General features: G+C 66.6%; 13 protein-coding genes. All 13 read left to right on the forward strand.

Annotation, left to right across the window (positions count from 1 at the left end; all coding sequences use genetic code 11):
• Positions 1-12: 12 nt before the first annotated feature.
• Positions 13-654, forward strand: a complete 642-nt coding sequence (locus tag P12x_RS03980; protein WP_435009538.1) for a hypothetical protein — start codon at positions 13-15, stop codon at positions 652-654.
• Positions 655-676: 22 nt separating this feature from the next.
• Entirely contained in the window at positions 677-955 is a 279-nt protein-coding gene (locus tag P12x_RS03985) for a hypothetical protein (RefSeq protein WP_435009539.1), read from the forward strand.
• 26 nt (positions 956-981) lie between these two features.
• The gene (locus P12x_RS03990) at positions 982-2,079 is read left to right on the forward strand and encodes a hypothetical protein (RefSeq protein WP_435009540.1); all 1,098 of its coding nucleotides are present in this window, start codon (positions 982-984) and stop codon (positions 2,077-2,079) included.
• Between the two features lies 1 nt (position 2,080).
• Positions 2,081-2,617, forward strand: a complete 537-nt coding sequence (locus tag P12x_RS03995; protein WP_435009541.1) for a phage baseplate assembly protein V — start codon at positions 2,081-2,083, stop codon at positions 2,615-2,617.
• Between the two features lie 4 nt (positions 2,618-2,621).
• A complete protein-coding gene (locus P12x_RS04000) occupies positions 2,622-2,954 on the forward strand; it encodes a hypothetical protein (protein ID WP_435009542.1) in 333 nt (110 codons plus the stop codon).
• Positions 2,951-3,316 carry a GPW/gp25 family protein gene (locus tag P12x_RS04005; RefSeq protein WP_435009544.1) on the forward strand — a complete coding sequence of 122 codons (366 nt, stop codon included), beginning with the start codon at positions 2,951-2,953 and terminating at the stop codon, positions 3,314-3,316. Before P12x_RS04000 ends, P12x_RS04005 begins: the two co-directional genes overlap by 4 nt.
• On the forward strand, positions 3,313-5,601 hold the full coding sequence (locus P12x_RS04010) for a baseplate J/gp47 family protein (RefSeq protein ID WP_435009545.1): 2,289 nt from the start codon (positions 3,313-3,315) through the stop codon (positions 5,599-5,601). Before P12x_RS04005 ends, P12x_RS04010 begins: the two co-directional genes overlap by 4 nt.
• A complete protein-coding gene (locus P12x_RS04015) occupies positions 5,598-8,129 on the forward strand; it encodes a hypothetical protein (RefSeq protein ID WP_435009546.1) in 2,532 nt (843 codons plus the stop codon). The genes P12x_RS04010 and P12x_RS04015 overlap by 4 nt, the downstream gene beginning before the upstream one ends.
• On the forward strand, positions 8,126-10,147 hold the full coding sequence (locus P12x_RS04020; RefSeq protein ID WP_435009547.1) for a phage tail protein: 2,022 nt from the start codon (positions 8,126-8,128) through the stop codon (positions 10,145-10,147). Before P12x_RS04015 ends, P12x_RS04020 begins: the two co-directional genes overlap by 4 nt.
• Positions 10,148-10,180: 33 nt before the next feature.
• On the forward strand, positions 10,181-13,759 hold the full coding sequence (locus P12x_RS04025) for a DUF6519 domain-containing protein (protein WP_435009548.1): 3,579 nt from the start codon (positions 10,181-10,183) through the stop codon (positions 13,757-13,759).
• 427 nt (positions 13,760-14,186) lie between these two features.
• Positions 14,187-17,093, forward strand: coding sequence for an SGNH/GDSL hydrolase family protein (locus tag P12x_RS04030; RefSeq protein ID WP_435009549.1), 2,907 nt, complete (start codon positions 14,187-14,189; stop codon positions 17,091-17,093).
• A gap of 125 nt (positions 17,094-17,218) precedes the next feature.
• The gene (locus P12x_RS04035; protein ID WP_435009551.1) at positions 17,219-18,679 is read left to right on the forward strand and encodes a hypothetical protein; all 1,461 of its coding nucleotides are present in this window, start codon (positions 17,219-17,221) and stop codon (positions 18,677-18,679) included.
• A gap of 55 nt (positions 18,680-18,734) precedes the next feature.
• Positions 18,735-19,244 (forward strand): hypothetical protein, encoded by a 510-nt coding sequence (locus P12x_RS04040; RefSeq protein WP_435009552.1) that lies wholly within the window; start codon positions 18,735-18,737, stop codon positions 19,242-19,244.
• The last annotated feature ends 73 nt before the right edge of the window (positions 19,245-19,317 follow it).

Consider the following 19,317-nt stretch of genomic DNA (forward strand, 5'->3'; position numbering starts at 1 on the left):
AGGAGTCTCCGAATGGTCGCCAAGGCGGCGCTGGTGAGCCTGGCGGGCGGGTTCCTGGGACCGCTCCCCAACGTGATCGTCTTCCAGTACAACCCGGCCGAGCTGACCCGCAATCTCCAGCAGAAGCGGGCCCCGGCCTGCGGGTCGGGCGAGCCCACTCAGGCCGAGGCCTTCCGGGTCGACGGCCCGCCCAACGAGACGATTTCACTGAAGGCCGAATTCGACGGCGACGACCTCGGGATGGACGGGAACCCGATCACCCCACTCTTCGGGATACGCCCCGCCCTGGCCGCGCTCGAGATGCTCCTGTACTCCAAGGAGCAGCAGGCGCTCAACCCGTTCGCCGCCGCCGCCCCCGCCGGCTCGCTGAACACCCCGCCCGACGAACTGCCGCTGGTCCTCTTCGTCTGGGGTCCCGGTCGCGTCCTGCCGGTCCGGCTCAGCGGGATGAACATCAAGGAGCAGGAGTTCGACCGCCTCCTCAACCCGATCCGGGCCGAGGTCGAGCTAACCCTGGAGATCCAGAAGCGACTCCCGAGCGACCATCCCGCGCGAGGCGTCTACGACTATACCGAGCGTCAGATGAGGGTCGTCGCCCGTCTCCAGATGGTCAACAACGTGCAGTCGATCCTGGGCGCCCTGCCCGTCTTCTGACCCGCAATAGGGGAGGCTTCGCGTGTTCCATCCGGGCAGCCGTTACGAGGACCTCGAGACGTACGCCGTGACCGACGGGCGGGGCCGGACGATCACTCTGGTCAAGACCCGGTTCATCCCGCCGACTCCGGGCGTGGTCGGCCGGAGGATCGTCCAGCAGGACCGTCAGGATCTCCTGGCGATGGAGTTCTACCGCAACCCGGAGCTCTACTGGCGGATCGCCGACGCCAACGAGGTCATCGACCCGGCCGAGCTGATCGACGTGATCGGCTCGGTGATCCGGGTCCCCCCGCGCCCCTGATTCGCGAACCGAGGCAGGCCGACCCCATGTCCCAGTCGATCCCATCCAGCGTCCGGATCTCGATCGACGGCAAGCCCGCCGGCGCCGACCTCCTGCGCTCGCTGAGGTCGCTGGAGGTCGAGGGGAGTGTCGGCCAGAAGTCGATGTTCCGCCTCAAGTTCGTCATGGGCATGGAACCCTCGGGCGATTGGATGTCCACGGCCGAGAGGACGTTCACGCCAATGGTCCCGATCAAGGTCGACGCCACGATCGACAAGGTCTCGCGGCGGCTGATCAACGGCTACCTCACCCAGTTCAAGATGAACTTCCAGTCCGACCCCTGCCAGAGCGAGCTGGAACTCGTGGGGATGGACGCACTGGAAAAGCTCGAGCGGAATCGGGGAGGCGGGTCGTTTTCGAAGATGCCGCTGCGGTCGATCGTGGCGAAGGTCCTCGACCGGGTCAAGATCGCCGCGCCGACTTCGGGGGTGCCCGACACGGGCGCTCCCAACCCCAACCGGGGCCAGCCCGCCCAGCCGCAGAATGACCTGGAGTTCCTCCGGACCCTGGCCGAGGAGAACGGCTGCGACCTCTCGGTCGAGCCCAAGGGGGACACCGACCAGGGACACTTCGAGCCGCTCCGGGTCGACCGGGCCGACCCAATCCCGACGCCCCTGGTGGTCGGGCAGGACCCGGCGTCTTGCGTCCGGAACGCCACGTTCTACTACGACTTGATCGGGCCGACCGTGGTGGAGGCCTCGATGGTCGACGCCCAGGGCAAGGCCACGCCGGGGCCGATCCGGAGCGAGCTGAGGAGCCTGCTCTCGGACAAGGACAAGGCGCTCCTCGGTCCGCCCGGCTTCGAGAAGGTCCAGCAACTCCAGCGGCATGGCGCCGAGACCCGGGCCGAGCTGAAGCGGAGATGCGACGCCGAGCTCGACAAGCTCTCATGGCTGGTGATCGGAAGGGGCGAGCTCGACACCGCCGCGTATCGAGACCTGCTCGCCCCCCGGAGGCGTGTCGAGGTCCGGGGGGCGAGCGGCTCGTTCAACGGGACCTACCTCGTCTGGAAGGTGGCCCACCAGTTCACCCGCGACCTGCACTGCCAGAAGTTCGAGCTCCGACGGAAGCTGGGAGTCCGATGAGATGCCCGACAACGACGCGACGCACTCCGCCGTGGCCGAGGTGGCCCGCCGCCAGGAACGGTCCTTCTACGGCAAGTTCCGGGGGGTCGTCACCGACAACAAGGATCCCGACAAGCAGGGGCGGGTCCAGGCCCAGGTCCCCGAGTTGTTCGGCGACCAGCCGACCGGATGGGCGATGGCCTGCGTGCCCTACGCCCCGGCCGGGAAGGGATTTCTCATCCTCCCAGAAGTCGGAGACAACGTCTGGATCGAGTTCGAGGCGGGCAATCCAGCCAAGCCGGTCTGGGCGGGGGCCTTCTGGCCCCAGGGCCAGGCTCCCTCTGTCTCGGGACCCGAGGTGAAGGTGATCCAGACCAAGGCCGGGCACAAGATCACGCTCGACGACACCGACGGGGGCGAGATCGTGGAGATCCTCGACAAGGGGGGGGCGACGATCTCCCTCTCCGACCAGGGTATCGAGCTGAAGAAGGGGGGGATGAAGGTGCAGATCACCGAATCGGAAGTCTCGATCAACGACGGCGCCCTGAAGGTGACCTGACCCGATGCCCGCTCCAATCCTCCAACTCGGGTGCACCATACAGTGTCCGCACGGGGCGACGGTTCAGGCGATCCCGTCGCAGACCCGGCTCACGCTCGGAGGTGCCGTCGCCCTGCTGACCTCGGACACGTTCGTCGTGGTCGGCTGCCCGTTCGTGGTCGCCCTGAAGCCCCAGCCTTGCGTTATGGTGGAGTGGGTCGGGCCTGCGGCCCGGGTGAAGATGAATGGCCAGGCGGTCCTGCTCCAGAGCAGCACCGGGCTCTGCAAGTCGGCGGAGGGGATCGTCCAGGGGACGGTGATCGTCAGCGGCATCCAGACGAAAGTGAGCGGCCAGTGAACACCAGCCGATACTTCGCCCAGCCCTTCCGAATCGACTTCCGGGGCCGCGCCGCCGAGGAGGAGGCCGACGGCCACGTCCGCGACTTGATCGAGGCCGTGCTCTTCACCAGCCCCGGCGAGCGTGTGAACCTCCCCGAGTTCGGCTGCGGGCTCCGACGGCTCCTGTTCAGCCCCAACTTCGAGCTGCTCGCCACGGCCACCGAGGCCGTCGCCGCCGCCGCGCTCGACCGGTGGCTGAGCGACTGGATCGTCGTCGACCGGCTCGAGATCACCAACGAGGACTCCACGCTCCACGTCCGACTCGACTATTTCCGCCGCGACACCCGCGAGCCGGTCCGCGTGGAGTTCACCCGGTCATGACCTGCCAGCCCCCGCTCACCTGCAACGACGACGCGAGGCGGGCCGCGGTCCAGGACCCGGCCAGCGGAGTCAATGGCATCGAGGCCGTCGAGGTCGTGCCCAAGCCCGACGGCGACCCTCTGGTCCAGCGCGTCCTGGCGGTCTACTTCTTCCACGGCATCCCGCCCGGTCTCGACAAGACCAAGCTCCGGATTGAGGGGGGCACAAGAGTGCCGGGATCGTCGATCAAGATCCTCGACGCAAACGCCGTCTCCGGTCGGCTCGAAGTCACGCTCGATCGTTTCGGCGACTTCTCGGACTATTTCCTCGGGGTCGACCACCCGTCGCTCGACCCGCTCTACCGTTGCCGGTCGTTCAACTTCAAGGTCCTCTGCGACAATCCGTTCGATTGCAAGCCCCCCGCCAGGCCATCATCGCCGCTCCCGGCGGACCCCCGCATCGACTATCTCGCGCGGGACTATGCCAGCCTACGCAGGGCCCTTCTCGACTTCCTCACGCTCCGCGTCCCCGGCTTCGACGAGACCAACGAGGCCGACCTGGCCGTGACCCTCGCCGAGCTGTTCGCCTACGCCGGCGACCAGCTGAGCTACATGCAGGACGCCGTCGCGAACGAGCGATACCTCGACACGGCCCGCCAGCGGCGGAGTGTCAAGCGGCACGCACGGCTGGTCGACTACCGGATGCACGACGGCCTGGCGGCCCGGACCTTCCTCTTCTTCGAGGTTGCATCCGGGGTGCCGGGCACCGTCAAGCTCCCCATCGGGACGGCGGTTGCGACCGCCGACGAGGACCCGGCTCGGGCCGTCGTCTTCGAGACCGAGGAGTCAATCGACCTCGATCTCGCCCGTAACCGGCTGATCCCCCATACCTGGGGAAACTCCCACTGCTGCCTGCCCAGGGGCTCGACCTCGGTCGACCTCAAGGAGAATCAGACAACCTTGAAGGTCGGGCAGTCGCTCCTGATCGAGGAGGAACTCGGGCCAGTCACTGCCGGCAACGGCTCGGTCGTCCTTGTCAGAGCGGCGGCCGACCGAGATCGCAGGCAGGTCGTGACCATTAACAGGGTCGAGTTCCTCACCGACCCGCTCGAGCCGGCCGGACATCAGGACGTGACGCGGGTCACCTGGGATCTGGTCGACGCACTCCGATTCAACTTCTGCCTGGAGAGCAATTCGCCCAAAGAGCCGGCTACGGTCGTCCGGGGGAACCTGGCGAGGGCCAGCCATGGAGCCACGGTCCCGTTGGAAGACCTCGATCTCTCGACGCTCACCCTGAATCTCGGACCGCTGACTTGGCTCACGCCCTGGGGGACGACCGACCCTGCCCAGGGCCGGAGCACCGTCAAGCTTCGGGTGGACGGAGAGGTCTGGTCCGAGCGGGCGACCCTGCTCGACTCCGGACCCGACGCGACCGATTTCGTCGTCGAGACCGACAATGCCGGCCGTGGCGTCCTCCGGTTCGGGGGGCGTGGGCTCGGCCGTGCCCTGACCGCCGAGGCGGTCGCCCAGGTGAGGTATCGGGTCGGCAACGGGGCGGGGGGGAACCTCGGGGCCGACACGCTCACCACCAAGGTCCTCGTCCCGGCCGAAGTCCGCTCGGTCCGGAATCCGCTCCCGGCCACGGGTGGGGTCGATCCGCAGCCGATCGAGGAGGTCCGTCGCGACGCCTCCGAGGCGTTCCGCCGCCTACAGTACCGGGCCGTCACCGAGGACGACTACGCCGGGGTGGCCAAGGGGGTGATCGGGGTCTCCGACGCGGCGGCCACGTTCCGATGGACCGGGAGCTGGCTGACCGTCTTCGAGGCGATCGACCCGAAGGGGCGCGAAGAACCTCCGGCTCCCCTGATCGGGGCCGTCACAGCCCGCCTCGATACTCGTCGGCAGGCGGGCTACGACCTGGAGGTCCGGGGGCCGACGTTCGTCCCGCTCGAGATCGAGCTGGTGATCTGCGTCCGGCCCGAGTACTTCCGGGGCGACGTGCTCCGGGCGGTCTCCGAGAAGCTCTCGAACCGGCTCCAACCGGACGGATCGATCGGGCTCTTTCATCCCGACAACTTCCGGTTCGGCCAGCCCTTCTACCTCAGCCGGCTCTACGCCGCCGCGGTCGCCGTGGAAGGGGTCCTCGCGGCCCACGTCTCGACCTTCAAGCGACTCAATCGGGCGGACTACGGCGAGAAGCAGGCGGGGGTGATCACGGTCGGTCCGTTCGAGGTGATCCGGCTCGACAACGACCCGAGCTTCCCCGACAACGGGGTGCTCCGGCTGATCGCGGAGGGGGGGAAATGAGTCGCTGCCACGCGTTCGAGCCCGATCCTTGCACGGCCTGCCGGCCGCGCGTGCCGATCACCCCGCTGCCCGTGAACGTTCGCCCTGGTCAAAGCTGGGTCGAGACCAGGGCCGGGACTTTCTCGACGTTCCGCCAGGCGATGCTGGATCGCCTCCAACTCGACCCGGTCCGGAGCGTCGCCCCCGACGACTCGACGGCTGGTCAGGTCCTGACGACCCGAGAGCCCGACGACTTCGCGGTGGCGATCCTCGATCTCTGGGCCTACGTCTGCGACATCCAGGCGTTCTACAACCAGGCGGACCTGAACGAGGGATTCCTCCGGACGGCCGTCCTCCGCGAGTCGGTCGAGATGATGGCCCGGCTGATCGGCTACCGCGCTTCGCCGGGAGTCGCTGCCTCGGTCTTCCTCGCATTCGAGGCCGACGCGGGAATCTCGGCAACCCTCCCCGCAGGCTTTCAGACGCAATCGGTGCCCGAGCCCGGCCACGACGCCGCGACCTTCGAGACCGACGGTCCGCTCACCATCCGGGACTCGGCAAACGGCCCGACCCTGCTCGGCGATCCCGCCGGAGCAAGGTTCGAGCGCTCGGGCTTGCTGGTCTCCGACTCCAACGGCCCGAAGGTCGCGGTCGGTTCCCGCCTGATTTTCTTCAAGACCGGCGGGGCGGCGACCGTCCAGCGTGTCGTGACCTCGGTCGTCCCGCACCCGCTCGGACGGAACGTCGGGTGGGCGGCCCCGATGGGCGGGCTGGCGGTCCTCGACTGGCATGTCTCGCGGCTCGGGAGGACCCTCAAAGCCTTCGGCGTCCACGCCCCGGCGAGCTACCTGACGCCCGCCGGATCGGGGGTTACGACCCTCGCGAAATTCGAGTCGACGTCCGCGATTTCCAAGATCGCCGAGGTCGCGGCCGACACGAGCACCGGCGACCCGAAGTTCGTCGTGACGCAAACCTCCTTCGCGGGCGGGGGCGGCAAGACGCTCGCGCTGGACGGGAACTTCGAGGGGCTCACGCAGGGGACCCGGCTGCTCCTTCAATATGGAGGCCCGTCGCCCTGGGTTCTCGAGACGGTGGTTGTTGATTCGGGCTCGGCCGGCCAGTCGCGCGGGCCGATCTCCGGAACGAGTACCGTACTGACTCTCCAGGACTCGATCCCCTCAATGCCGGATGTCCGGTTCCTCTCGGCCTTCGAGCTGCTCGGCGATCCGCTGGACTTTTCGCCCCTCGCCTTCTCGGGCCAGATCCTCAGGGGCGGGGCGGGCGGCGGGACCAGCCTCTACGTGGCCGACGCGAGCGGGCTGAAGCGGGGGTCGCGGATGGTAATCACCTCCGGGGGGCTCGGGCACGTCGCGACCGTTTCTGCGGACCCGGACCGGCCCGCATCCGTCGCCCCGGCCTGGCGGGTCCGGATCACGCCGGGTCTTCCCTGGGACCTGGATGTTGTTGGTGCCCGGCTCTACGGGAACGTGATCGGGGCGACCCACGGGGAGACGCAACGCGAGGCGGTCCTCGGGGATGGAGACGCATCCCAATCATCACAGCAATTCGAGGTCCCGGCCTCTCCCGTCACCTACGTGCCCGACTCCGGCTCGGACTCTGCCGCTTCGTCCACGCTCCGCCTGTTTGTCGACGGGGCGGAGTGGACCGAGGTCCCCAGTCTCTTCGGGCGGGGACCGGACGAGGCGGTCTTCGTCACCAACCAACTTGGGCCGCAGGTGACCTGGGTCCGGGGCGGCGATGGGAAGACCGGCCGGAGGTTCCCGACAGGCCTGGGGAACCTCCGGGTCAGGACTCGCAAGGGGCTGGGCCTCTCGGGAAACACCGAGGCCGACTCGATCTCGGTCCTGCTCCAGACCTGGCCGGGCGTCAAGGCGGTGACCAATCCTATGGCCTCGGCGGGAGGAGCCGAGCCCGAGCCGCCGGACGAAATCCGCCGGAACGCCCCGGCGGGCGTCACCACGCTCGGCCGGGCGGTCTCGGTCCTCGATTACGAGCGGCTCGCCCTGACCTACCTCCGGGGGGGGAAGGCGAGGGCGAGCTGGGGCGAGTTCCATTCCCGGCGCGGGGTCGTCCTGACCTGCATGCCCGCCTCGGGCCAGCCGCTCTCGGCCGTCCTACCCGGCCTGAAGGAGTACCTCGACCATCGACGCGACCGGAGCGTCCCCCTGGCGATCCGCGAGGCAAAGCGGATCCCTTTCAGCTTCCGAATAACCCTCCACGTCATCGCCGGACTCAAGCAGTCGGTGGCCCGCGGCGCCGCCCTGGGGATTATCCAGGTGTCTCTGAACCTGGATGCGATGCCGCTCGGAGAGACCCTGCACCAGAGCCGTCTACTCGCGAGCTTCCAGGCGGTCCCGGGGGTAGAGTGGGTCAGACTTGATGCCTTCGACTCCGAGCTGGCCGACCACGCTTTCCTCGACGAGTCGGGCCGCCTCGAGGCGGTCTACGTCGGCCCCGACGAGGTGGCGTCGCTCTCCTCGTTTGTCCTGACTTTAGCCGGCGGCTTGAACGATCTGGAGGCGACATGAGACGCCCGATCACCGACCTCTACGGCCTCCTCCCCGAGCACCTCCGGCGCTCCGACGCCGAGCGGGGCGGCCCGCTCAAGGCACTCCTGAGGGCCGCCGAGGAACAGGCCGGGGTCGTCTACAGGGACACCTACCGGCACTGGGACAACTACTTCGCCGAGACCTGCGACGACTGGGCCCTTTCCTACATCGCCGACCTGATCGCGCTGAACCTGATCGACGACGATCCGGCGAACAACCGTCGTGAGGTCTCCCGGACGATCGCATACCGGCGGAGGAAGGGGACTCCCGGCCAGTTGGAGGCGATGGCCGCCGACGTGACCGGATACTCGTGCCGGGTCGTGGAATTCTTCGAGCGGATCAACTGGCATCAAAACATGATCCACCTCCGCCCATCCTGCAGGGAGACCCTCGTCGTCCGCGACCCGGCGACCGTCGCCCGGCTCGGGACCGCCTTCGACCGCTCCGCGTCCACGGCCGACTTCCGCCCCGCCACTCAAAGAACGGGTCTCCACCACACCGCGAAGGTCGGGTTCTTCCTCTGGAGGCTCCGAGCGATCCCGCTGAAGGGGGTGGAGGCCCGGTCCGTCCCTGGGCGACCGGGTGCCTATCACTTCCACACGCTCGGCATCCCCTCGCCCCTGTTTCAGGACCCCGACCCTCCGGAGCGCCCCCCGGCGGGCGACTGGCCGAGGGCCGATGAGCTCCATGTCGACGGCCCGATCACCCACCGATCGTTCCTGGAAACTCAGGCCGATTTCCGACTCGACCCCACTCCCGAGCGTTTCAGCTTCGCTCGGGGCCTGCCCGGCTTTGGGCTGATGGTCGACGGGATCGGGGTGGCTGCCTCGGATGTCGTCGCTGCCGATCTCTGCGCCTGGACCGAGCCCGCTAAAGGTGACGTGGCGGTCGACGTCCGGCTCGGTCGGGCCTACTTCGGGAGTGACATCCGGCCCGCCGCGACTGCTTCGGTCACGACCGATCACGCCTTCGGTCTCGGCGGGTCGATCGGGGGGGGCGGCTACGACCGGGCGCCGACCCTCTCCCCGAAGGCCGGGCTTGATGTACTCTCGGTCACGGTCGCGAAGGGGTCGGCCGTCCCGACGCTCTCCGCCGCGCTGGCGACGCTGGCGGGATCGGTCGCGAAATCGCGAGTGGTCGAGATCGCGGACAGCCGGATCTATCAGGAAGAATTGACCCTCCCGGCCGTCTTCGACGAGCTGGTCATCCAGGCCGCCGACCGTCAGAGGCCGACAATCGTGCTCGCCGAAGCGGACCTTGCATTCCGGGCGGCGGCGGGCGGGACGAAGGGGAATCGTCTGGTCCTTCGGGGCCTCTTGATCACCGGGGCCGGTCGGTTTCTCGAGATCCCCTCGGGAGTCGCCGCTGTTGTCCTGGAAGACTGCACGATCGACCCGGGCGGAGGGCTCGCGGAGGACGGCGTGGCGTTCCGACCTCCGGGGGTGACGCTCCGGGTCGAGGCCCCCGCCGTCGGTGTCTCGATCGAACTCCGCCGCGTGATTGCCGGGCCCATCTCGATCCCGGAAGGGGCCGACTGCCTGACGATCACCGACTCCATCCTCGACCCCCGGTCGTTCGATGCCGCAATCGCCTCCGGGCCGCCGGTCATCCTCTGGCGGTCGACCGTCCTTGGTGACGTTTCGTGTCATCGCCTGGAGGCGAGCGAGGCGCTAGTGACGGGCACGATGACCGTTGATCGGCTCCAGGAAGGCTGCGTTCGATTCAGCTACTTCGGCCCGGGGTCGCTGGTCCCCAGGCGTTACCAGTGTGCCCCGACCGTTCCCGTCCCGAAGTTCACCTCGACCCGGTTCGGCCACCCGGCCTATGCCCAGCTCGGGCTCGACGGGCCCCCTTCGATCAACGCCGGAGGGGAGGACGGCCGCGAGATCGGCGTCTGGGCGAGTCTCGGAGGGCCGAGGAGGCTGGACCACCTGAAGCTGAGGCTCTCCGAGTATCTGCCTGCGGGGATGGTCCCCGTGTTCGTCTTCGTGACCTGAACAGACGCGTCCCGACGACTGGAGGTAGGCCCCGTGACCGGCGACTTCAGCAGGCTGACCCATGACCCCCGGAAGCACTACCACGCCGTGCTCCAACAGCAGGGGCGGGTGGGGCTCGACGCCGACGCGAATGAGGGGGCCGAGATCCTCCTCCACCGCCTCCTGACCGAGGCCACCGACGTCATCGGCGACTGCGGCCGGCCGATCCACGCCCCGGGCTTCCGGATCAAGATCGTCCCGAAGCCCGGTTTCAGCGACGCCGTCTCGATCACCCAGGGTCGGTTCTACGCCGGGGGTATGCTCTGCGAACTTGACGGGGATGACCCGGCCGTCATCCAGACCGGAATCGCAGACCAGCCCGATTGGCCGGTCCCCGATCTCGACACCTGGAATGCGGCCTTCGCCAACCCGCCGATCGACTGGCCGGGATTCGCGCCGCAAGCCGGGCGCGTCCTGTTCTACCTCGAAGCATTCCCCATGCTCGTCTCGGCACTGTTCGACGAGGCCCGTCGCTCCGATCAGGTCGCGAGCTTCGGCGCCTGGGTCCGCGAGCGGGCCCTGGGAGGGGGCGACACCACCTCGCGACTCCAGACCGTGGCCCGGGTGAAGTCCTTCCCGGTCGGGGCCGGGGTGGCCGATTGCGAGGCGGCTTGCAAGGCCCTCGAAGACGCCCGTCCTCGGGGGACATCGGGGACGTTGAAGGTGACCCTGAAGGCGAACCCGCCCGTACCCAAGCCCTGCGAGACTCCGCAGGAGGGGGGCTACGGCGGGGCCGAGTACCGGACCTACCGGGTCGAGATCCACACCCCGGGGGCTGCGGGGACCGCCACCTTCAAATGGTCGATCGAGAACGCGGCCTTCGCCGTCCGGATCCAGGTCGACGACGCCCTCCGGCTCAAGCCGGTCTCCAAGAACACCGACATCCCCGTGCTCTCCGTCGGCAACGACCAGGTGACCCGCCTGGCGAAGGACCATTGGGTCGAGGTCTGCGGTGAGGAGACCGAGCTTGGGGTCTTCCGGAACCCCGTGGCCCGGATCCTCGGAGACCCGGTCGAGCAGCCCGACGGGGTCTGGTTCGTCCGCCTCAGCCAGGACTTCGTCCAGCCGACCGCCCCGTTCCTCCGGAGGTGGTCGGGCGAACCTCGACAGGTCGCTCTCTCCACCCCGTTCACTCTCGACGATGGTTCGGGCCTTTCCGTAGCGTTCGGCGCGGGGCCTGCCCCCGCAACCACGTACTTCCACGATCAGGACTTCTGGATCTGGTCGGCGAGCCCCTATACCCGCCAGATCGAGCCGGCGGAGATGGAAGGCGCCAGCCCCCCTCGGGGGGTCGAGCGGCACTACTGTTGCCTGGCCCTCTACGACTGGACGGTCGCAGGCGGACTCGCTTCGGCGCAGCTGGTCGAGGAGTGCCCCCACGACTTCCCCCCACTGACCGAGCTACCCGAGGGGGGCGAGGCCTGCTGCTGCACCTTCGTCGTCCACGATGGCGTCACCAGCAAGGGGAAGTTCAACACCATCGCCGAGGCCGTCAAGGCGATCCCCAAGACCGGCGCGACCCTCTGTATCTTGCCCGGCGAGCATCAGGTGGAGGAGCCGATCGAGGTCGAGCAGGGAAAAGTAATCATCGAGGGGTGCGGCACCGGTTCTCGAGTCGTCGCCCCCCGGGGTGCGTTCTCCTTCAAGGGCATATCGGAGGTGACCGTCTCCGGCCTGCACTTCACGGTCAGGAGCGGGCCGGCCGTTCGGGCGGAGAAGGTCACGGACTTCCTGATCCTCGACAACATCGTCGATCTGTTCGGAGAGGACCCCAACGCCGCGTTCCAGGTCTCCGGGACCAATATCGAGGTCAGTCGCAATCGGGTCGCGGGCGGCGAGAAGTCGGGGGATATCCTGAACCATACCTGCCTGGACGTGTTACCCACCAGCGCGTTCGTTTCGATCCGGCAGAATACGTTCGGCCCGAAGGTCGGGCTGGGGGTCACTCTCGCCAGCCCGGCCGCCAGGGTCGAGGGCGAGGGTGCCGTCCGCTATGTGGTCATCGACGGCAATGATTTCGGGGGGCTCGGCGCCCAGGCGATCGCCGGTGGGGGAGGCAAGGGGACCAGTCTGTCGCAACTGCGGATCGAGCGCAATCGCTTCCTCAGCAACGGAGCCACCGACGGTGAGATGTCGGTCCTCAGCGAAATCCGGAGCGATCAGCTCGCGCCGGGTGTCATCGAACTGACCGAGGCCGCCCAGGTCGAGATCCTCGAAAACCAGTTAGAGGGAAATGGTCCCGGGATACCGATGTCCGGAATCCTCGTCGAGCACACCCGGGGCGTCCGGGTCGCCGGGAACAGCTTGCTCGCCAATGGTGGTGCGGTCGACCCGAAGAAGGCCCAGGGTGGCATCGTCCTCGTGAACGTCGCGGGCGTGCCGGAAGATCCAACCTCCGGGCCGTTTGCCGCCGCGGTCGAGCACAACCGGGTCTCCGCGACCACCGGACCTGCGCTCCTGGCCATCCAGGTCTCGGGCTCGTTCGCGGTCTCGAACAATCGATTCGCGCGATACGGGGGCGACGCGACCTGGGGCGAACTCAAGGTGCTCCAGGGCCTGACGATCATGATCAATAATCCACTTCGTAGCCTGAAGAATCGCGTTGTCTTCCGTTCGCCCGAATACGTCCTGATCGACGACCGGCCCGAGGCCCTCGCGTCCCCGTTCCCTCCCTGTGATCTGATCTTCCAGGCCAATCGCTGCGAGCTCAACGCCCCGGATGTGGCTTTCGCCGATCTCTCGACCTCGGTCCTGATCGAAAATAATTCCGATACCCTGGTCTCGGACAACCAGTTTCAGTGCCTCATCGGGCCTAACGCCGGACTCGTGGCCCACGCCCGGTTCACCGGGACGATGACCCGCGTGCTCGGCAACGGGTTCCGCGAGGAGGTTCCGCCGCCACGCCTCCGCTGGTCGGCGGTCGGGCTCGGTCTCATGCTCACGGGGGTGAATAACCAGGCGACCCTTTGCCTCTATTTTCGCGGATATCCATTGGCCGCCGTGAATCTCAACCTGGTCCCGATCAAGGCCGATTGTCCCTCGGTCGACTCGCAGCTTAAGCCCGTTCAGCCACCCGAAGAACCTCCGCCCGGAGGAACGCCCGGCGGTCTCGCCCGATCGGTCCTGACCGCTCTACTGAAGAAGCGGCTCGCCCGACTGGAAAATGTGATTCCTCCCCCGAAGGACGATCTCAATATCGCAGACACTTCGAGGTTCATCGATCAGATCACGCTCATGGAGAAGCGTCTGGACCGATTCCCGGGGCCGGACAAGCGGGCGGTGTCGGTTGTCCTGGTCGTCACCGGCGCGGATGGTCGACCGCTTCCCGGCTATAAACTCGTCGTCGAGGCCGCGAATCCCGATGTTCGTGGCCGGACCGATCCGGCCACGACCGACGACCTGGGCCTGGCCACTGCCCTCATCCGCAGGGACCTATTCCCCGCCCTGAAAGACTCCGACTTCCTGTTCTTCAAGGTGCTCGACTCGAGCGGAAAGGTGGTCGCCCAGCCGAACGAAGGGATGAGCTTCCAGGCGGGGAAGGCCGGACTATTGACGGTCGTGGTCGAGAGGTAGGAAGGGGCGGGGCGACCCGACCGAATTGACCATCGACAGGATTCCTCGGAGCCGAAAGGCAGCCCTCGGGAGCCCACGAGTGACCTCGCCCTGTTGAAGGGACTCATCGGGCGAGTTAAGGTAAGTCCAGACCGGGTCAAGGGATGGTGTCGAGAGGCATCATGGAAGAACGGGATGGTCGATCATCATGGCTGTCGAGCGTTCAACGAGGGGCTCCGCGGATACTGGAGCCGTGTCGTGGTCGCCTTGATCCGGTCGAATCGTCATCACCACTGTTCGATCCGGATCGAGGCCAGGGATCATGAGAACGTCCTTCATTTTGGCGACATTGGCCGGCGTCCTCGGGATTCCCTGGATCTCCGTTAACTGTCTCGGAGCAGACTCTGATCAACGTGAGGTCGCGCCAACGACGAAGGTCGTCCGTGTCGTGGCACTCGGAGATTCGATCACGAAGGGGGTTCGCCCCGGGGTTCGCCCCGAGGACACCTTCGTCATCGCGGCCGAACGAGCCTTGAAGGCTAGCGGGATCGACGCCGAGTTCGTCAACATGGGCGTCGGGGGCGAACGGACCGATCAGGCCCTGAAACGGCTCGACTCCGTGGTCGAGCTCCGGCCACGGGTCGTCACCGTGATGTACGGGACGAACGACAGCTACGTCGACAAGGGCGCGACCGCGAGTCGGATCTCGGTTCTTGAGTACAAGGAGAACCTCAGGACGATCGTCGCCAGATTGCTGCTCCTGGGGATCGAGCCGATCCTCATGACCGAGCCCCGATGGATCGACGACGCCCCACCCAACGGGTTCGGCGAGAACCCGAACGTCCGGCTCGAGCCCTACATGGAGGCGTGCCGAGAGGTGGCCGAGGAGTGTCGGGTCCCTCTGGTCGATCATTTCGCCCGCTGGACTCGGGCGAGGTCGGAGGGCCGGAAACTCAGCGACTGGACGACCGACGGCTGTCACCCAAACCCAAGGGGCCACCGCGAACTCTCCGAGGACATGCTACCCGTGCTCTTCGAGGCGTTTCGACCCGCCCCGCCGACTCGATCCTTCACGACCAGGCTCGAAACCGTCCTCGAGCACGACGACGACCAGTTCCACTGGTACCACCCCAGGGCGACGGCTATCCCGAAGGCCGAGGGTGACGGCCCTCCCGACGTCCTCATCACGCTCCAGAAACACCTGAAGACCTCCGACCACTACTCCGGCCTGAGCGATCTGAGGAGCTTGGACCTGGGAAAAAACTGGCTTGGACCTCGGCCCATCAAGGAGCTGGACTGGGTCCATGAACCGGAGGGGGTGGATATCGCGGTGGCCGATGTTACCCCGATGTTCCATCCCCGTTCGGGGAAAGTGATTGCCGTCGGCGCCCAGGTCCGCTACGGGCCGCGAGGCGAACAACTCGAGGATCGTCCCCGCGCCCACCAGACAGCCTACGCGGTCTTCGATCCGAAATCCGGTTCGTGGACAAGGTGGCGACGACTGGAGATGCCGGCTGACGAATCATTCAACTTCGCCCGGAGCGCCTGCGCCCAGTTCGTCGTCGAGCCCGACGGCTCGGTGCTCCTGCCTTGCTACATCGCTCGATCGGCCGATGTTCCCTTCGGCGTCACGGTCGTCCGCTGTACCTTCGACGGCGAGAATCTGAGCTATCGCGATCACGGAGATATCCTGGCCTTGGATCAAGCACGCGGCCTTTATGAGCCGTCGCTCATCCGCTCCGGCGAGCACTATTTTCTGACGATTCGCAATGACCTCAAGGGATATGTCACGTCCAGCCGCGACGGATTGCACTACCGGCCCGCGAAGGCGTGGACGTTCGACGATGGCGAGGAACTGGGCAGTTATAACACTCAGCAGCATTGGCTCGCCCACCAGGATGAGCTGTTTCTGGTCTACACTCGACGCGGGGCCGACAACGACCACATCCTCCGTCACCGAGCCCCGCTCTTCCTCGCCCAGGTCGATCCGGATCGTCTCCACGTGATCCGCGCCACGGAGCGGGTGATCGTCCCCGAGCGAGGCGCCGAGTTGGGCAACTTCGGGGCGGCGTCCATCGACGACCACGAATTCTGGGTGACGGTGGCCGAAGGCATCTCGAATGAGGGAGCACGCCGCCGCGGCGCGAAGGGAGCGGTATTCGTGGCTCGAGTGGCCTGGGGCGAACCGGCACCTCGATCGGAGCCACCAAGGACGACCGAGGTTCTGAAGTCGGGTGGACCAGTGCGGGTCGTCTGCCTGGGCGATAGCGTCACCGGAGTGTATTACCACACCGGGTCCCGCCGCGCGTACACCGACCTGCTGGCCATCGCGCTCCGGCGGATCTATCCCTCGGCCGATATCAACACGATCAATGCCGGGGTCAGTGGCAACACGACGAGCGACGCCCTGGTTCGCCTCGACCGCGACGTCCTGGCACACCAGCCAACCCTGGTCACCGTCATGTTCGGCCTGAACGACATGACGCGAGTATCCCTCGACGACTTCAGGAAGAACCTCGGCGAGATCGTGACGAAGTGCCGGACCGCAGGTGCCGAGGTGGTGCTCTGTACGCCCAATAACGTGATCACGACGGTCGATCGTCCGACCGACCGCCTTCGAGCTTACTCTGATGCGGTCCGCGAGGTAGGCCGCCTCCTGAAGGTGCCGGTCTGTGACGTGTACTCCGACCTCGAAGCTCTCCGAGATCGCGACCCGATGGCCTGGCGGCTGCTGATGAGCGACGAGATCCACCCCAACATGGACGGCCATAAACGGGTCGCCGAATCCCTGACCCGGTCGATCACGGGTCGGCCGATCGACCTGACCGACATTCCCCCGCCTCCATCGGCCTTGCCTCGCACGACCGAGCGGATCGCGGGCGGCCAGCCGATCCGGGTCCTCGCCATGCCACCCCTCGACGAATGGATCGGCCCAGCGCTCGATTTAGTCGCGCCCGGGACTCGAGTCGAGGTCACCCGATGGCCCATCGAGGGCGAATCCTTGAGCGACCTCGAGCGGTATGCCCGCGAGAAGGTCCGTCCGATGGCTCCCGACCTCGTCCTCCTCGCCGTGCCGCGTTCGGCGAAGGCCGACTCGCTCGAATCCTTCATTCACGGCCAGGCCTGGATCATGAACGGATCATTGAGCTTCGGCCCCGGTGGCTGGGATTGCGTGGTGGTTCACCCCTCGGTGCTGGGTCCTGATCCCGACCCGTCCGACGGTCGCGATGCGCTCATTCGGAGGCTCATCAAGGCTCAGGACCTGACCCTGATCGATCGCGATCCCGGCGAGGAACGTCCTGCGTCCGAACTTCTTCGCAGTTGGATTAAGAGTCAGCCCTGGCGACCAGAATGAGGTCGGAGTAGGCAGCCGGGTCGATCGGAGATCCAGCCTCCGGGCCGGTCGTTGCCCCGCGAGACTCGCGATGCCATTCGCGCCAGGATTCGGTTTCGATCCGAGAATCACCGGGAGACCCAGGAATGTTGCCAGAAAGCTTTCGTCGTCGAGCGAGCTTGTTTCGGGCCATCGCCGCCCTCTCGATGTTCGTCGGGCTCGTCGAATGTCGGGCCTCGGATCTATTCGTCGGGGGTGCGACCGTCAGCATCACCCCGGATCGGCCGGTCGCGCTCTCGGGTCAGATGCACACCCGAGTCGCTCGGGAGGTCGAAAGCCCGGTCACGGCCACGGCACTGGCCCTGGAATCTCGCGAGGGAGAGCGTGTCCTCGATCAGGCCGTGCTGATCTCGTGCGATCTGGTCGTGATCGATGCGGTGGTTCTCGAGCAGGTTAGACGGAAAGTCGGAGATCGGATCACCGGCCTGGATGTCCGGAAGCTCTTACTCAACGCCACGCATACGCACACGGCTCCCGTCATGAAGGAAGGGGATTACCAGATTCCCAGGGAAGGCGTCATGCAGCCGGGCGAGTATGCGGAGTTCCTCTCCGACAGGATCGCCGAGGCCGCGGTTAGGGCCTGGGAGTCGCTCAAGCCGGGGCGGGTCGGTTGGGGGCTGGGTCATGCCGTGGTGGCCCAGAACCGGCGAGCTGTGTATGCCGACGGCCGTGCCCAGATGTACGGCCCTACGGATCGACCGGACTTCCGAGGCATCGAGGGATCGGAAGATCAAGGTGTTGAGGTCCTGTTCTTCTGGGATACGGAGGGGAAATTGCTCGCCACGGCGGTCAATGTCGCTTGTCCCTCGCAGGAAGTCGAAGGGGGATCGGCCGTCAATGCCGATTTCTGGCACGAGTTGCGCGAGTCCTTGCGATCGAAGCACGGCAAGGACCTGCTGATACTCGGCTGGACTGGCGCGGCGGGCGATCAGTCGCCCCACTTGATGTATCGGAAACGTGCCGAGGAGCGGATGCGTACGCTCCGAGGACTGAACCGTCTGCAAGAGCTATCGAGGCGGATCGTGGCCGCGTGGGAAGAAGCCTTCGACGGTGCCCGCCAGGATCAGCACTCTGATGCCGTCCTGGTCCATAAGGTCGCCACGATCGAACTGCCGCGCCGGGTCGTCACCGAGGCCGAGGCCGCCGAAGCGCGGTCCAAGGTCGAGACGCTCTCCAAGGATCCTCGGAACCAGCGGCTGGTCCTCTGGCATCAGGATGTCGTGGATCGCTTCGATCGGCAGAAAGCAGGACCCGTCGATCCGTTCGCCATGGAACTCCACGTGATCCGGCTTGGCGACGTGGCAATCGCGACCAATGTCTTCGAACTGTTCACCGAGTTCGGGATTCAGATCAAGGCGCGGAGCCGGGCACTCCAGACGTTCGTGATCCAGCTAGCCGGCCCCGGAAGCTACGTCCCGACCGGCCGGGCCGCTCGCGGCGGGGGCTATAGCGCGATCGCGGAAAGCAATGTTGTGGGGTCGGAAGGGGGCCAGGTCCTTGCGGATCGGACCATCGAAATGATTAATTCGCTCTGGCCGGAGAAATGATTCGGGGTCATTGATATCACTTCATCCTCTCCGAGCCGGTAGGCAGGAGGCACCGATGCGATACTTCACCCGATCATGGGCGAGGGGCGAACTGACGCCTGAGGAGGCCGAAGATGTGCGTCACGCCTACTCGTCGCACATCGAGGGCCTCGCGGGGCGTTTGCCAGGGGCGGTCGACGAACTCGCGACGTCGGTCGATCTCCACGACGCGATCATCCGACGTGTGAGAGTCGACCGCCGGGCAGCGGGGCTGAGGATCGAGTTGCGGTGCGGTGACCAGCAGGCAGGCTACTTCGACGCCGTCCTGCAGTATTCGGGGGTCCCGCTCGAAACGACGGATCTCGTCTGCTTGGAAGACCGAGCCCGCGATCCCAGGACCGAGGTGCTGTACGACGAGGTGGACATCGACGGAGATGGTCAACTATGTCATCGGTTCCTCTTCTGGCCGGATGGCGAGTTGGAAGTCCGATTCGCGTCATTCGCCTTGGGCCGTGTGAAGAAGGACGCTCGCATCGAGCCGCGTCCCGAGGACGTGTATTCGGAAGGTCCAATCGATCACCCGTGACTTGGTAACCTCGTACGATTCGGGCATTCCCGTCCGAAGTGAACTTCAAGCGTGCAGGACTCCGACGAGTCTT

Source organism: Tundrisphaera lichenicola (genome assembly GCF_051175385.1).
GTDB lineage: Bacteria > Planctomycetota > Planctomycetia > Isosphaerales > Isosphaeraceae > Tundrisphaera > Tundrisphaera lichenicola.

What these genes read in the sequence shown, in the direction of transcription:
- P12x_RS04000 (WP_435009542.1), top strand. Translation starts at nt 2,622, where the DNA reads ATGCCCGCTCCAATCCTCCAACTCGGGTGCACCATACAGTGTCCGCAC.
- P12x_RS04035 (WP_435009551.1), top strand. Translation starts at nt 17,219, where the DNA reads ATGTTGCCAGAAAGCTTTCGTCGTCGAGCGAGCTTGTTTCGGGCCATC.
- P12x_RS03980 (WP_435009538.1), top strand. Translation starts at nt 13, where the DNA reads ATGGTCGCCAAGGCGGCGCTGGTGAGCCTGGCGGGCGGGTTCCTGGGA.
- P12x_RS04010 (WP_435009545.1), top strand. Translation starts at nt 3,313, where the DNA reads ATGACCTGCCAGCCCCCGCTCACCTGCAACGACGACGCGAGGCGGGCC.
- P12x_RS04040 (WP_435009552.1), top strand. Translation starts at nt 18,735, where the DNA reads ATGCGATACTTCACCCGATCATGGGCGAGGGGCGAACTGACGCCTGAG.
- P12x_RS04020 (WP_435009547.1), top strand. Translation starts at nt 8,126, where the DNA reads ATGAGACGCCCGATCACCGACCTCTACGGCCTCCTCCCCGAGCACCTC.
- P12x_RS03990 (WP_435009540.1), top strand. Translation starts at nt 982, where the DNA reads ATGTCCCAGTCGATCCCATCCAGCGTCCGGATCTCGATCGACGGCAAG.
- P12x_RS04015 (WP_435009546.1), top strand. Translation starts at nt 5,598, where the DNA reads ATGAGTCGCTGCCACGCGTTCGAGCCCGATCCTTGCACGGCCTGCCGG.
- P12x_RS03995 (WP_435009541.1), top strand. Translation starts at nt 2,081, where the DNA reads ATGCCCGACAACGACGCGACGCACTCCGCCGTGGCCGAGGTGGCCCGC.